The organism is Arthrobacter sp. TJ-178, assembly GCF_058269275.1.
The window spans coordinates 373,364-388,196 of record NZ_JBZCNK010000004.1; the positions used below are offsets into that span (position 1 = coordinate 373,364).

A 14,833-nucleotide genomic window follows, 5' to 3' on the forward strand; every position below is an offset into this window, starting at 1 on the left:
CGCGGGACTTAGCCCGCCGCCTCGACCGCCCCGGTCTCTGACTTGTCCAGGCGCTGGCTGATCACGGTGGACACCCCGTCGCCCTGCATCGTCACGCCGTACAGCGCGTCGGCCACTTCCATGGTGCGCTTCTGGTGCGTGATGACGATCAGCTGGCTGGATTCCTTGAGCTCTTCGAAAATGGTGATCAGCCGGCCGAGGTTGGTGTCATCCAGTGCAGCTTCCACCTCGTCCATCACGTAGAACGGCGAGGGGCGGGCCTTGAAGATCGCCACCAGCAGGGCCACCGCGGTCAGCGAGCGCTCACCGCCGGACAGCAGGGACAGCCGCTTGATCCGCTTGCCGGCCGGCCGGGCCTGGATCTCGATGCCGGTGCTGAGCATATCCTCGGGATCGGTCAGGACCAGCCGGCCTTCGCCGCCCGGGAAGAGGGTGGCGAACACGCGCTCAAACTGTTCGGCGGTGTCCCGGTAGGCCGCGGTGAAGACTTCCTCCACCTTCCGGTCCACGTCCTTGATGATGTCCAGCAGATCGCGGCGGGTGGCCTTGAGGTCCTCCAGCTGGGTGCTGAGGAAGGTGTGCCGCTCCTCAAGGGCAGCGAATTCTTCCAGAGCCAGCGGATTGACCCGGCCCAGCGCAGCAAGGTCCCGCTCGGCCTGCTTCAGCCGCTTCTCCTGGACGGCCCGGTCATAGGGAACCCCGGTGGTCAGCGGGTTTCCCTCCTCATCCACCGGAGCGTGCAGGGCCGCCCACTTATCCCCGGAGCTTCCCGCGGCAGGGCCGACGGGCACCGGAACCGGCTGGTCCGGGCCGAACTCAGCCACCAGATGCTCCGGCGTCAGGCCCAGTTCCTCGATCACGCGTGCTTCCAGCGCCTCCACGCGCAGCTGCTGCTGGGCACGGATCAGTTCGTCGCGGTGCACGGAATCGGTCAGCCGGGCGACCTCCGCCGAAGCGTCTGCTGCTGCGGTGCGGACGACGGCCAGTTCCTCGTCCCAGGCGGTGCGCACGGCCTCCGCGTGGTCCCGCTCAGCCGCTGCCTCTGCCAGCGAAACATCCAGGAACCCCAGCACGGTTCGGGCAGCTTCTGCCACGGCCGTAGCTTTGGCCGCCTGCAGGGCGCGGCGCCGGGCGCGCACCTCAGCTGCGGCCCGCGCCCGGCGTTCACTCTCCGCAGCCCGTTCCAGCCCGGCTGCCCTGCCGGCCACGGCTTTGTGCTGTTCCTCCGCGGTCCGCAGGGCCAGCCGCGCGTCCGTTTCCGCCCGGCGGGCAGCCGCGGCGGCAAGTGCAAGCGCCTCACGCTGTTCGGTGGACGGTTCCGCTTCCGCCGGGGTGTTGTCCGCCGCGGCGAGCCGTGCTGCGGCAGCGGCCAGGGCTTCCTGTTCCGCGGCGAGGTTGGCTTCGGCCGCGGACACCAGCTGCTTCAGCCGTTCCGACTCGCCAACGGCCGAACGCAGGGCGGACCCCAGGGACCCGAGCCGTTCGGCGACGGCGGCCAGCCGGGCATCAGAGTCATGCAGCGCGGCCAGGGCAGCGTCGGCGCGCTTTTGCGCTGCGTCCCGGCGGTTCGCCGCTCCGGACAGGGCAAACCCCGCCTGCTCGGAGCGGGCGGCAGCGGCCCGGATCCGCGCCTCGGTTTCCTCCACCGCAGCCTGCAGTTCAAGCAGTCCGGGAGCCGACGAGGACCCGCCTCGGCCGGCGAAGACCGAGAGGACTTCACCGCCGGAAGTTACGGCGGTCAGGCCGGGGTGTTCGCGCAGCAGGGCCGCCGCCTCGGTCAGGGAAGGCACAATGACCGCGCCGTCCAGCAGCCGGTCCAGGGTCTGCCGCAGTTCCGCCGGCGCCTGAGCCGCGTCGGCCGCCCAGGTTGCCCCGGCGGGAAGCTCGGGGCGCCCGGACTCCGGGCGTTCGGAAGCGGTGCCTGCGGAAGTATCCCCGCCCGATGCCAGCACCAGGTCCACCTGCCCGCCGTCGGCCTCTTTGAGGTGCGTCAGGGCGCCAACCGCAGCGGAGAGATCGGCAACCGCCACGGCGGACGCGGCAGATCCCAGGGCCGCCGTAACTGCACGTTCGCAGCCGGGCCGGACGGTGAGCAGCGCCGCCAACGGTGCCAGCACGCCCTCCACCCCGGCATCCAGCAGCACCGCCGACCCGTCGCGCTGGTCCAGTCCCACCCGCAGGGCATCCCGGCGGGCGGTCAGGGTTTCACGTTCGCGTTCAGCGTCCTGCTTCGTGCGGCGCAGCTCCTCCAGTGCGGACACAGCGCCGTTCAGCTCGGCCACCGCGTCCTCGTACTCGGCGTCGAGGCCTTCCTCGCCTTCCTCGGCGCCCGCCGCGGAGTTCTCCAGGGCAGTAAATTCCTGCTGGGCGATCCGGCGCCGTTCCTCACCGGCGCTGATGGAGGCGCGCAGCCTGCCCAGTTCCGCTTCCGCGGCATCCACCCGGGACCGGGCGGAGCCCACGGCACCGGCAAGCCGGGCCAGGCCTTCGCGGCGGTCCGCTGCCGCGCGGAGGACTGCGGCCAGCCGCTGTTCTTCGGCGGCGGCAGCCTTCTCGGCGCCGGCACGGAGTTCCTCGGCACCGGCGAGCGCACCGCGGCGTTCTTCAATGGTTTCCTGCAGCGCGGCCGCCTCGGCCCGGGCCCGCTGGGCGGAGGCCTGCAGCCGTTCCGGATCGGTGCCGGTGTCTTCACGGTGTTCCGAGGATCCCAGCAGGCGCTGCCGTTCCTGTGCCAGGGCTGCCAGGGACAGGAACCGTTCGCGCTGGGTGGAGAGCGCGTACCAGGCCTCCCGGGCGGCGTTGACCTGCGGGGTTGCTTGGGCGGCCAGGGTTTCCAGTTCGGCCTGACGGGACCGGGCGGCGGCCAGGGCGGCAGCAGCGGCGTCGCGGCGGCCCAGCAGTTCCTGTTCCTGCGCGGCGTCCCGGGCCAGGGAACCGGTCAGGGTCACCAGGTCATCGGCGAGCAGCCGGGCCCGGGCATCGCGGGCGTCCTGCTGCACGGTGCGGGCACGGCGGGCGACGGCGGCCTGCTTGCCCAGCGGTCCAAGCTGGCTTCGCAGCTCGGAGGTCAGGTCCGTCAGCCGGGCTAGGTTGGCCTGCATCGCGTCGAGCTTCCGGACGGTTTTCTCACGCCTGCGGCGGTGCTTGAGGATGCCGGCGGCCTCTTCGATGAAACCCCGGCGCTCTGCGGCACCGGCGTGCAGAATCCGGTCCAGCTGGCCCTGGCCCACTATGACATGCATCTCGCGGCCGAGTCCGGAATCCGAGAGCAGTTCCTGAATATCGAGCAGCCGGGCGGGGGCGCCGTTGATGGCATATTCGGACCCGCCGGAGCGGAACAGGGTCCGGGAAATGGTGACTTCCGAGTATTCGATCGGCAGAGCGCCGTCGGCGTTGTCTATGGTGAGCGAGACCTGCGCGCGGCCCAGGGCGGGGCGGCCGCTGGTGCCGGCAAAAATGACGTCTTCCATCTTTCCGCCGCGCAGGGTCTTGGCTCCCTGCTCCCCCATCACCCAAGCCAGGGCGTCCACCACGTTGGATTTTCCGGACCCGTTGGGCCCCACTACGGCGGTAACTCCGGGTTCAAACTCGAAGGTGGTGGCTGATGCGAAGGACTTAAATCCACGCATGGTCAGCGTCTTTAAATGCACGGGGGGCCAATCTTTCCTGCTGTCGGGTGATTCCCTCAATCTACTTGGTGCCTGAGACTTAACTGCAGTACTCGCAGAGCGTAATCCCGCACTGTGCGTCCCTTTGGCCTCACGGGGTACGTAGGATTCTCTAAGGAACAAGTGAATCAAGACGTGAAGCCAGGCTTCCCCCAGCCGGCAGGTGTGATCACTTCAGCAAGAGACAAGGCAGGCATTTTGACCGGGAACTTCAACTTCCAGCACAACAACACGGCTCTTCTCAGCGTCACAAGCGTTGAAGCACCGGTGGTTATGACCTCAGCTGAATTTGACGAACGGCTGGCACCGTCCCTCAAACGGCTGCGTCTTTCCAAACGCCTCCTTGAACGGGTGGCCGGTGTCAGCGAACGCCGCTGGTGGGCGCCGGGCACGGAATTCGACGACGCCGCCATCGAGGCGGGCGCCAAGGCGATTGCCGAAGCCGGGGTGGAACCCTCGGAAATCGGGCTGCTGATCAATACTTCGGTGACCCGGCGGAACCTTGAACCCTCAGTGGCGGTGAAGATCCACCATCAGCTTGGGCTGCCCTCCTCCGCCCTGAACTTTGACCTGGCCAATGCTTGCCTGGGCTTCGTCAACGGCATCACCATGGCCGCCAACATGATCGAGTCCGGGCAGATCAAGTACGCCCTGATCGTGGCCGGCGAAGATGCGCAGGGCACGCAGGAAGCCACCTTCCGGCGGCTGAACAGCCCGGACTCAACGCGTCAGGACTACCTGCGCGAGTTCGCGACGCTGACCCTGGGCTCGGGCGCCGCCGCCGCGGTGATCGGCCGGGCAGACGAGCATCCGGGCTCGCACCGCATTGTGGGCGGTGTTTCCCGTGCCGGAACCCAGCACCATGAACTGTGCGTTGGCGGCGTGGACGGCATGTACACCGACACCAAGGGCCTGCTGGACGGCGGCCTGGAACTCGTGGTGGACGCCTGGAACGAGGCCCATGATGACCAGGGATGGAACTGGCGTTCCATGGACCGCTACGTCACCCACCAGGTCTCCAACTCCTACACCAACGCCATCATCAAGGCGGTGGACCTGGTCCGCGAACGGGTGCCTATCACGTTCCCGCGCTGGGGCAATGTGGGACCGGCATCGCTGCCGATGACCCTGGCCCAGGAAGCCCGCACGCTGAACCCGGGTGACCGGGTGCTGTGCATGGGCGTGGGCTCGGGCCTGAACACCACGATGATGGAGATTGCGTGGTAGCGGAGCTTTGGCCCGGCGTTGCGGAATCCTGGTCTTCTTTTGTCCCGGTGCCTTCGACGGCGGCAGTTGACCGTCCCGGAACCGTCCACAAGTGGCATGTGCTGGACAACGGCGCGGACCTCGCGGCCCGCGGCGTCGAGCCGGCCGGCACCCTGCTGTGCGTGCACGGCAACCCCACCTGGTCCTACCTCTGGCGCAGCCTGCTGGCCGCAGGCGCCACGGCGGAAAAGCCGTGGCGGGTCATCGCCGTCGACCAGCTGGACATGGGTTTCTCCGCCCGCACCGGCGTCTTCCGGCGTCTTGAGGACCGGATCACCGACCTCGGGAACCTCACCGATGCGCTGAACCTGACCGGCAAAGTCATCACCGTCGGCCACGACTGGGGCGGCATCATTTCCCTGGGCTGGGCGCTGAAGCACCGCAGCTCTCTCGCCGGCATCATCCTGACCAACACAGCAGTGCACCCGGCCGGGTTCAACGTTCCGCCGGCCCTGCAGCTGGCCCTGCATCCCGCCGTCCACGGCTGGGGCACCCGAACCACCGATGCCTTCATCCGCGTCACCCATTCCCTGGCCTCACCGGCGCTGGCTCCGGACGTGCGGAAAGCCTTCGCAGCGCCGTACCGCGGCGCTGCCCGCCGTGCCGGCGTCGCGAACTTTGTGGCCGACATTCCCGCCGAGTCCACTCATCCGAGCTGGCGCACCCTGAACCGGGTGGCCGACGGAATCAAGTCGCTGAACGTTCCCGCGCTTATGCTGTGGGGCCCCAAGGATCCGGTCTTCTCCGACCGCTACCTGCGGGACCTGATGGACCGCCTGCCCGACGCGGACGTGCACCGCTTCGAAGGCGCCAGCCACCTGCTGCCGGAGGACGTGGACATCACCGCCCCCATCTTCAGCTGGCTGGAGAAGGGCCCGGGCACGGAAAACCAGGAGATCCGCGGCCGGGACGCCGCCGGACTCGCCGTTTTCCGGCCCATGCTCGCCGAACTGGACGAGCGCGACGACGACTCCACAGCCGCCGTCGTCGACATGGCACCGCTGGGCTCCCCCGCCGGCAGCGCCCCCTCCACCCTGTCCTGGGCCGAGCTTGCCACGCGCGTGAACCGCCTCGCCGCGGGCCTGTCCGCCGCCGGTGTCAAAGCCGGGGACCGCGTGAACCTGCTCGTTCCGCCGGGAATTGAACTCACCTCCCTGATCTACGCCTGCCTGCGTCTGGGCGCAGTGATTGTGGTCGCCGACGCCGGACTGGGCACCAAGGGCATGGGACGTGCGATCAAGGGCGCCGGGCCGGCCTACATTGTCGGCATTGAGCGTGCCCTGATCGGTGCCAAGGTCTTTGGCTGGCCGGGTATCCGGATCAGCGCTGAAACGCTCTCCCCCGTGAAGGCCCGCCTCCTGGGCGTTCAGCACTCGGTGCCCGAGCTGATTACCGCCGGCGAGAACAGCGACGTGCCGCTGCTGCACACCGATCCCGATGCGGACGCCGCAGTGCTCTTCACCTCCGGCTCCACCGGGCCGGCCAAGGGCGTGGTCTACACGCACCGCCAGCTCACGGCCATGCGTGACGCACTGAAGAACACCTACAACCTGCAGGCCGGCACCTCGCTGGTCGCCGGGTTTGCGCCGTTTGCCCTCCTGGGTCCGGCGCTGGGCGCCACCTCGGTGACCCCTGACATGGACGTCACCTCGCCGCGGACGCTCACGGCTGCGGCACTGGCCGACGCCGCCGCCGCCGTGGGTGCCACCACGGTGTTTGCGTCCCCGGCAGCCCTGGTCAACGTGCTGGCCACATCCGGGGACCTGGATCCGGACCAGCGCAAGGCCCTGCAGCGGGTGGAACTGCTGCTTTCGGCCGGCGCGCCCATTCCCGAGCCGCTGCTGGCACGCGTTTCCGAACTCACGCCCAACGCGGAACTGCATACCCCGTACGGAATGACCGAGGCACTGCCGGTGACGGACATCAGCCTCGAGGAAATCCGGGCCGCTGGTGCCGGCAACGGTGTCTGCGTCGGTACGCCGGTCTCCGGTGCGCAGGTGGCCATCGCGGCCCTGTCAGCGGACGGATCCGTGGGCGACACTCCGCTCGTGGAACCCGGCCTCACCGGTGAAATCCTGGTTTCCGCGCCGCACGTCAAGGACCGCTACGACCGGCTCTGGATCACCGAGTCCAAGAGCGCGTCGCTGCCGGGCTGGCACCGCACCGGCGACGTCGGGCATCTGGATGAGCAGGGCCGGCTCTGGGTCGAAGGCCGCCTGGGGCATATCCTCACCACGGCCGACGGCGTGGTCACCCCGGTGGCCGCCGAGCAGGCCGCCGAGTCAGTGGCCGCCGTGGGGCGTGCCGCCGTCGTCGGCGTTGGCCCTGCCGGAATCCAGGTTCCGGTGGCCGTGCTGGAACTGGCAGATCCCGTGCGCCGGCCCGGCACTGCCCCGCAGGACCTGGCCGCCGCCGTGCGCACGGCTGTGTCCGCCGGGGCCGGGCTCGAGCTCGCGGCCGTGCTCGTGCTTCCCGCCATGCCTACCGACATCCGGCACAATTCCAAGATTGACCGCACTGCCCTGGCCTGCTGGGCTGACACAATCCTGGCCGGCGGAAGCGCCAAGGTGCCCGGCACGGGCGGACGCAAATGAGTTCTGTTTCCGGGCCTGCCGCACCCCTGGCCGGCCGGCGCGTCCTGGTGACCGGCGCCAGCGGACTGCTCGGCGGAGCCGTAGCCCGGCTGCTGGCGGAAAAGGGCCACACGGTCCGGACGCTCCAGCGCACTCCGATGGCCGCTGCTGTTCCTGCCGGAACTCCGGCCGGAACAGCAGCTCCGTCAGGAAACGCGGCTGCCGGGATTGAATCCGTTGCCGGTTCCGTCTCCGACCCCGCGGCCGCAGCCCGCGCCGCGGAGGGAATGGACGCCGTCGTACACCTGGCCGCGAAGGTCTCCTTCACCGGAGAGTGGCAGGACTTCGTGGACACCAACATCACCGGCACGCGCACGCTGATTGAGGCGGCCAAGGCTGCCGGTGTCCGGGACTTCGTGTTTGTCTCCTCCCCCTCGGTGGCCCACTTTGGCGAACCCATTGCCGGTGCCGGTGCCGGAACCGCCGATCCGGAGCGCGCACGCGGATTCTATGCCCGGTCCAAGGCCGCGGCCGAGCTGCTCGCACTGGCCGAGGATTCGCCGTCGTTCCGGGTCGGAGCCATCCGGCCGCACATTGTCTGGGGTCCCGGGGACACGCAGCTGGTGGAGCGGGTTATTGACCGTGCCCGGTCCGGCCGGCTCCCGCTGCTCAACGGCGGTACTGCCCTGATCGACACCACCTATATTGCCAACGCTGCAGCGGCGATTGTCCGCGGCCTCGAACGCATGGACCACGCGCACGGGCAGGCCCTGGTGGTCACCAACGGCCAGCCGCGTCCGGTGGGAGAACTGCTGGCCGGCATCTGCACCGCCGCCGGAGTCACGCCGCCGGCGTGGAGCGTTCCGGGCTGGCTGGCCCGCAGCGCCGGATCCGTGATCGAGCGGGCCTGGCTGGCCGCCGGCACCCGCGGATTGGTCCACGATGAGCCGCCCATGACGCGTTTTTTGGCCGAGCAGCTTTCCACCTCGCACTGGTTTGACCAGCGCCGCACCCGCGAAGTGCTGGACTGGACACCCGAAGTGACCGTGGAGGACGGCATGCGCCGGCTCGCGGCCCACTACGGCGGCACCGCAGCCTAAGCGGCTATTTCACCCCTCTACACAGCAGGAGATGTTCATGGACAGCGTCAGGGCAATCGACAACTGGCCGGTGGAGAACGCTGCCGCCGCCGTCGTCCTGGCTGACGGCACCGTGGCCGGCATGCACGGCGACGTCGAGCGGCGTTTTCCGCTGGCATCCGTCACCAAGCTGCTGACCGCCTACGGCATGCTCGTCGCTCTGGATGAAGGGGCCCTGGAACTGGATCAGCCGGCCGGACCCGAGGGTTCCACTGTCCGGCACCTGCTGGCGCATTCGGGCGGGTATGACTTCGCCGAACGCACCGTCCGCTTCGCCCCGGGCACCCGCCGGCTCTATTCCAATGCGGGCTTTGAAGTGCTGGGCGAAACCCTGGAGGAGGCCACGGGCATTTCGGTGGCCGATTATCTGCGCGAGGGTGTGTTCGTTCCGCTGGGCATGAATTCCACCGCGTTGGAGGGCTCCCCCGCTGCCGGCGCAATATCCACCGTGGCCGATCTGTCCCGGTTCGCCGCTGAGCTGCAGCAGCCGGTGCTCACCGCTCCCGGGCGTCTGGCCGAAGCAACCACGGTGGTCTTCCCGGGTCTGGCGGGCGTGCTTCCCGGGTTTGGGCGCCAGAAGGAAAACGACTGGGGGCTGGGCTTCGAGATCCGCAATTCGAAATCCCCGCACTGGACCGGTGCCACCAGCTCACCGCGGACGTTCGGGCACTTCGGCCAGTCCGGCACGTTCCTGTGGGTCGACCCCGACGCCGGTGCTGCCGCCGTCGCCCTGACCGACCGCGACTTCGGTCCCTGGGCCGCAGAGGTCTGGCCGCCCTTCACCGACGGTGTGCTGGCGGAGCTTCGCGGCGCCTAATTCGGTTCCTCCGGGCCGGCGGTGAGTGCTCACTCGGGCTCTGCCGGAGTCCTTCGTGCACATACCGGGCTCATTCGGCCGATTTTCGACGATTTAGGCCCCGCATCTGCACGAAGGATTTTTCCACACGCCGTTATCTGCACGAAGGATCGGGTCGGCAGCCTAGGCGTGCGGAGACGTCGGCGTTTCTTCCCGAGTGCAGGTAGGGCAGTTGAGAACAGGGAGAAGTCAGCAGAGCTGTCCACCGAGCAATCCACCCGCAGGCACGCCGCCGGAGCATCCCACTCGGTGCGGGCAGGGCCTCAACCCGGGCGTACCGGTCCAAATCGGCCCAGCACGGCGTCCGTTGTACAGATAACGGGCGTATCCGGCGCAGCACGGCATCCGTTGTACAGATACCGGCCCAAACCGGCCCAGCACAGCGTCCGGTGTACAGATAACGGGCGTAACGGGCCCAGGACGGCGTCCTTTGTACAGATAACGGCCCTAAACCGGGGGGATAAGCACGTTATCTGTACAGCAGACGGCGGGTTCCGGCCCCTGCGCCCCTAAGCACTCACGAGGGGCCCGCCGCAGCCAAGAAAGTCCTTTACCAGCGCCCGTTCCGGGGCCGCGGCTGACAGACCGGACAGCTGTACGAGGAACGGTTCATGAACGAATCCCGCCGGATCAGGGTATTCAGCCCCAGCGACGCGCACCGGGGACAGGGCTCGCCCTCGCGTCCGTAGGCGTTCAGGGACCGCGAGAAGTAACCGGATGCGCCGTTCACGTTCACGTACAGGGAGTCGAAGCTCGTTCCGCCGGCGGCCAGCGCCCGGGTCATGACGTCGCGGGCGGACTCGATTAGGCGCAGGGCATCGGCTCGGCGCATGGTGTCTGTGGGCCGGGCAAAGTGCAGCTTCGCGGCCCAGAGGGACTCGTCCGCGTAGATGTTCCCGACACCGGAGACCAGACCCTGGTCCAGCAGGGCCCGCTTGATGCCGGTGCGGCGTTTACGCAGCCGGACGTAAAACTCGTCGAAGGAGAACGCCGGATCCAGCGAATCCCGGGCAATGTGAGCTGCCTCTTCGGGGATCAGCGGCAGCTCGGTTTCGGACAGTCCGCCGGGCGCACCGTCGGGGGTCGGCAGCAGATCAGTGAGGAAGACTCCCCCGAAGATCCGCTGATCCACGAAGCGCAGCTCGGCAGGCATCGGGGTTCCGTCGGCAGACACGGCAGGGCTGAGGCGAAAGCGGACCTTGAGGTGCTTCTCATCCGGCAGGTGCGGGTCTTCCATGAGCAGCTGCCCGCTCATGCCCAGGTGCGCCATCAGCGCCAGCCGGGGTACGCCGTCGTCGTGCGGGTCCGCGGAGGGAGGGGAAACCGGACGGGAGGCGGGGTCCTCAAGCAGCGGCATCCACAGGAATTTGCCACGGCGCACCACATCGGTGACCACGGCGCCCTCGAGGTTGCCGCGCAGATCTTCGGGGCCGGCCGCATGGCGGCGCACGGAGCGCGGGTCGAGGATGTCGACGCCGGTGATGGTCCGGCCGCGGACCCATGAGGCCAGTCCGCGGCGGACCACTTCCACTTCGGGCAGTTCGGGCACGGAGCTAGGCTCCGGCGGCCGTAGAACCCGAGGGGCAGATTATCTTCCAGGTGGCGGCGGCAGCTTCCTGCTCGGCTTCCTTCTTGGAATGGCCCACGCCGCTGCCGTAAGGCTTCTCGCCGATGTGGAGCACGGCAACGAAGCTGCGGGAGTGGTCGGGACCGGATCCGGTGACCTTGTATTCAATGTCGCCGAGCTTCCGGCTGGCTGCGATCTCCTGGATGGAGGTCTTCCAGTCGGTGCCGGCACCCAGGGCGTCGGCGTCGCGCAGCAGCGGGCCAATCAGGCGCATCACCATGGCACGGGCGGTTTCAATCCCGTGGCAGAGGTAAACGGCGCCGATCACGGCTTCGGTGGTGTCCGCCAGAATGGAGGACTTGTCCCGGCCATTGGTCAGCTTTTCACCCTGGCCCAGCAGGATGTACTGGCCCAATTCGAGTTCGCGGGCAACGCCGGCCAGGGCGCGCGTGCTGACGACGGCGGAGCGGCGCTTGGCCAGCTCCCCCTCGGACAGGTCCGGGTTGTCCCGGTACAGCGCGTCGGTCACGGAGAAGCCCAGGATCGAGTCGCCCAGGAACTCCAGGCGCTCGTTCGTGGGGATGCCGCCCTGCTCGTAGGCGTAGGAACGGTGTGTGAGTGCAAGACGAAGCGTCCCGGCGTCGATATCGACACCGAGACGCTTCAAAAGCTCTTCAGTATTCTTCACTTTTTGGTTTTGACCCGAAAAGCAGTATTCAACTCCCGGCCCGGCTGCCCGTGCCGGAAAGAGAACACTGTTTTAGACGTCCGCTACCTTGCGGCCCTTGTATTCAAGGAACAGCGCGGTACCAGCTGAGTCGGTCACGACCTTGGCCTGGTGAGGCAGGCTGTAGGTAACGCGGCCGTTCTCAACGGTCTTTACCAGGTTGGGGGCAGTTGCCTTCCACTGGGACCGGCGTGCACGCGTATTCGAGCGGGACATTTTCCGCTTGGGAACAGCCACGACTAACTCTCTTCTCTCTCGTCTGACTCTGTACTTGTTGCTGCAGAATTCTCTGCAGCGCTGCCAGCCAGCCCGGAGAGGGCTGCCCAGCGAGGATCCACTGTTTGGTGGTGGTGACCCGGATCCTCCTCAAGGCGCGCTCCGCATTCGGAGCAAAGGCCTTCGCAGTCCTCCCGGCACACCGGCTGGAACGGCAGGGTGGTGACCACTGCGTCCCGCAAAACCGGCTCAAGATCGATGACATCTCGCTCGATCCGGTGTTGCTCTTCTTCCTCTTCTGTTCCGAAAGACTCAGCGTCCTCGTAGTAGAAGAGTTCCTGCACATCGACTTCTTCGTCGTACGCGATGGGCTTCAGGCACCGTCCGCATTCTCCCTGAACAGGAGCGATGACGGTTCCGGATACTAAAATCCCCTCGTGCACGGCTTCGAACCTCAGGTCCAGATCAAGATCTGATCCTTCCGGCACGCCGATAAGCGCAACACCGAAGTCCTTCGGTGCCGGAACATGTTCGTGCATAGTCCGCATGACACCCGGGCTGCGCCCGAGATCCTTGACACTAATGGCCAAGGGCGACGAACCCGGATAAATCCGCGACTGAACGCTAATGAGAACTCCTGTAGAACATAGACCGACATATCATCTTAGCCTGATACGGCCGATTCTCTCAAACTGCGCCGTTCCGCTGCCGGTTAGGGCAAGGTGCGGGCTGCTCGTTCCAGTTTACAGCCCATGCGGCCGCCGGTTTACCGGCCGGGGTCCAGCTCGCATAGGCTGACGCCATGCTTCCCCTCCTCCGCGCCCTGCCGCACCGCCTGGTGCAGCGGCTCCAGCGCGGGGTTCCGCGGAGTGTTGATGCGGCGGTTGCCGCCGTGGTTTCCTCCGCCCTTATCTGGCTTTTCGCCTCCCTCAACCTCTTTTATTACCCGACGGAGGGCGACCTTGCGCACGCCGGCGATGGAGGAAAGGCCGACGCCGTGGTGGTCCTCGCAGGAGCTGCGGCGGAACGCTTCCCGGTGGGACGCCAACTGGCCCTTGAGGGCCGGGCACCGGAACTGGTGCTCTCCAGCACCGAGACCCCCGGCAACCGAATCACCGATTTGTACTGTGACTACACCGCCGGCGACACCGTCTCCGAGGACCCCGGCAGCGCCGCTGTCACCTGCTTCTTCCCGGAGCCCATGACCACACGCGGCGAAGCCCGCGCCATAGCCCGCCTGGCCGCGGACAACGGCTGGGACGATTTGATTGTCGTCACCTCCCGCTACCACCTGCTGCGTGCGGCAACGAACCTTTCCCAGTGCTCGACGGCGAAAATCACCATGGTGGCCACGAATCCGGACCTTTCGGCCAAGCAGTGGCTGGGCAGGTTCGTGGAGGAAACCGGCGGCCTCGCAGCCGCGGCGCTCCGTCCAACCTGCGCCAACAGAATCTGATCCCCCTGCGGCAATACATCCTGGCCTCCTCAGCGGGCGGCACGACGGCGGCGGCGTCGGCTGCCGCGGCTATGCCCGCTGGGGCAGCGGAAAGGCCTCCAGCAGCGCGTCCAGCGAAATCTGCAGCCGGGGCAGGGTTGCAGTGCGTGCCAGCAAAATCGGATCCAGCTCCCCGGCCTGGGCCGCGGTGACGTCAACGCGGGAGACCTCGGATTCCCGGATGGTGCTGAAGAAGTCCCGGAATTTGAAGGTGTCTCCCGCAATGACGGCGTCGCTGATGCGCACCCAGGTCCACGGCACCCCGTAAGCCTGGGCCACGATGATCCCGTGCAGCGAGCTGGAGATGCAGGCCCTGGCTCCGGCGATCTCCCGGACCACCTGCTCCATCCCCTGCCGGGCGTCCACCACGTGGACCCGCGCATCCGGGCCGCGCACATCCAGGTCTTGCGCATCCGGGCCTTGGTCAACAGGCCCGCGGCCGGCGGCGCCAAGGATTCCCCGATGATCAAGATGCGGCACCACTGCCACTTTGCCCTGGGACGGCTGCCCGTCCGGCACCGGCAGGAAACGCGGAAGCAGCAGCGCAGGATCACCGTATATTTCCGGGACTGTCCACCCCAGCTGCGAGCGCAGTTCAGCAGCCGTGAGCTTGCCCCGGACGGCATGGATCCGGATTCCGCGCAGTGTTGCCAGGCGTTCGACCGCCGCCGCATCCAGCGCCCGCATCAGGCCCGCGCCCCATACCTGCGTGCCGTCCTGCTCAAGCCAGCCTGCCGTGGAACCCACTGCCGCCAGCGGCGGAACGTCAAGGCTCCGGCGCCAGCCATTGACCGGCTTCAACCCAGTGATCCGACGCACCAACCAGGGCCCGACGGCGTCTCCAAAGTTGCTGCGTTCGTCCCACCACAGCAGGTTCACGTGACCCTCGGGCACCTTCCGGTTCCCCGCAGCCACCCCGGCCGACGGCGTCAGCAGTCCCGGCAGCCGCCGCCGGACGTCCGCGAGCGCCGCCTGTTGCTCCCCGGGAGATGCCCCCTGCGGCAGGCAGGGAAAAAGGTGCCGCTCAGTGCCGGATGTCTTCGCAGCCTCTGCGGATTCCGCGGCCCCGTCATCGCGGACCAGCCGGGCTGCGCCAACCAGTGCACTGCGCAGCAGGGCGGCCCCCGGAAAGGTATCCGGTGCCGGCGTTTCAACCCCGCCGCCGCTTTCCCCCGCTGCCCTGACGGACACCGCCGTCCGAAAGCCGCGGTCGCCGTCGTTCACTTCCACAAGCTCCAGCAGAAACCGCAGGCCCGCCAGCTCGAGGACCACGGGCTCCGGGGCCGGCTTTGCCGGGGACCACACGCGGGAAGGGAAGGGTCGAAC

At 67.9% G+C, this 14,833-nt stretch carries 11 protein-coding genes; 5 read left to right on the forward strand and 6 right to left on the reverse strand.

Features of this window, described 5'->3' with window-relative positions; all coding sequences use genetic code 11:
• Nucleotides 1-8: 8 nt before the first annotated feature.
• Nucleotides 9-3,650, reverse strand: coding sequence for a chromosome segregation protein SMC (gene smc, locus AC4D2Q_RS13395; protein ID WP_490946969.1), 3,642 nt, complete (start codon nt 3,648-3,650; stop codon nt 9-11).
• Nucleotides 3,651-3,866: 216 nt separating this feature from the next.
• Here smc and AC4D2Q_RS13400 point away from each other — a divergent pair, with 216 nt between their 5' ends.
• Genes AC4D2Q_RS13400 through AC4D2Q_RS13415 form a run of 4 tightly spaced genes read left to right on the forward strand, consistent with a single transcriptional unit; the run spans nt 3,867 to nt 9,463 of the window.
• Nucleotides 3,867-4,895 carry a 3-oxoacyl-ACP synthase III gene (locus AC4D2Q_RS13400; RefSeq protein WP_490926034.1) on the forward strand — a complete coding sequence of 343 codons (1,029 nt, stop codon included), beginning with the start codon at nt 3,867-3,869 and terminating at the stop codon, nt 4,893-4,895.
• A complete protein-coding gene (locus AC4D2Q_RS13405) occupies nt 4,889-7,528 on the forward strand; it encodes an alpha/beta fold hydrolase (RefSeq protein ID WP_490946973.1) in 2,640 nt (879 codons plus the stop codon). Before AC4D2Q_RS13400 ends, AC4D2Q_RS13405 begins: the two co-directional genes overlap by 7 nt.
• Complete coding sequence (locus AC4D2Q_RS13410; protein ID WP_490946976.1) at nt 7,525-8,607, forward strand: NAD-dependent epimerase/dehydratase family protein; 1,083 nt, start codon at nt 7,525-7,527, stop codon at nt 8,605-8,607. Before AC4D2Q_RS13405 ends, AC4D2Q_RS13410 begins: the two co-directional genes overlap by 4 nt.
• Before the next feature lie 37 nt (nt 8,608-8,644).
• Nucleotides 8,645-9,463: a serine hydrolase domain-containing protein gene (locus tag AC4D2Q_RS13415; protein WP_490946978.1), complete on the forward strand. Its 819-nt coding sequence runs from the start codon at nt 8,645-8,647 to the stop codon at nt 9,461-9,463.
• 589 nt (nt 9,464-10,052) lie between these two features.
• On the opposite strand, the gene mutM is transcribed toward AC4D2Q_RS13415, so the two are convergent.
• From mutM to AC4D2Q_RS13435, 4 genes are all read right to left on the reverse strand, one after another.
• Nucleotides 10,053-11,051 carry a bifunctional DNA-formamidopyrimidine glycosylase/DNA-(apurinic or apyrimidinic site) lyase gene (gene mutM, locus AC4D2Q_RS13420; RefSeq protein ID WP_490946980.1) on the reverse strand — a complete coding sequence of 333 codons (999 nt, stop codon included), beginning with the start codon at nt 11,049-11,051 and terminating at the stop codon, nt 10,053-10,055.
• A 4-nt stretch (nt 11,052-11,055) separates the two neighbouring features.
• Nucleotides 11,056-11,757, reverse strand: a complete 702-nt coding sequence (rnc, locus tag AC4D2Q_RS13425; RefSeq protein ID WP_490925940.1) for a ribonuclease III — start codon at nt 11,755-11,757, stop codon at nt 11,056-11,058.
• Between the two features lie 72 nt (nt 11,758-11,829).
• Nucleotides 11,830-12,033 carry a 50S ribosomal protein L32 gene (rpmF, locus tag AC4D2Q_RS13430; protein ID WP_055240805.1) on the reverse strand — a complete coding sequence of 68 codons (204 nt, stop codon included), beginning with the start codon at nt 12,031-12,033 and terminating at the stop codon, nt 11,830-11,832.
• Between the two features lie 2 nt (nt 12,034-12,035).
• The gene (locus tag AC4D2Q_RS13435) at nt 12,036-12,602 is read right to left on the reverse strand and encodes a YceD family protein (RefSeq protein WP_400927882.1); all 567 of its coding nucleotides are present in this window, start codon (nt 12,600-12,602) and stop codon (nt 12,036-12,038) included.
• A 212-nt stretch (nt 12,603-12,814) separates the two neighbouring features.
• Between AC4D2Q_RS13435 and AC4D2Q_RS13440 the strand changes: the two genes are divergently transcribed.
• Nucleotides 12,815-13,468, forward strand: a complete 654-nt coding sequence (locus AC4D2Q_RS13440) for a YdcF family protein (RefSeq protein ID WP_490946982.1) — start codon at nt 12,815-12,817, stop codon at nt 13,466-13,468.
• Between the two features lie 69 nt (nt 13,469-13,537).
• Here the strand turns inward: AC4D2Q_RS13440 and AC4D2Q_RS13445 are convergent, their stop codons facing one another.
• A complete protein-coding gene (locus tag AC4D2Q_RS13445; protein ID WP_490946984.1) occupies nt 13,538-14,812 on the reverse strand; it encodes a polysaccharide pyruvyl transferase family protein in 1,275 nt (424 codons plus the stop codon).
• Nucleotides 14,813-14,833: the final 21 nt, after the last annotated feature.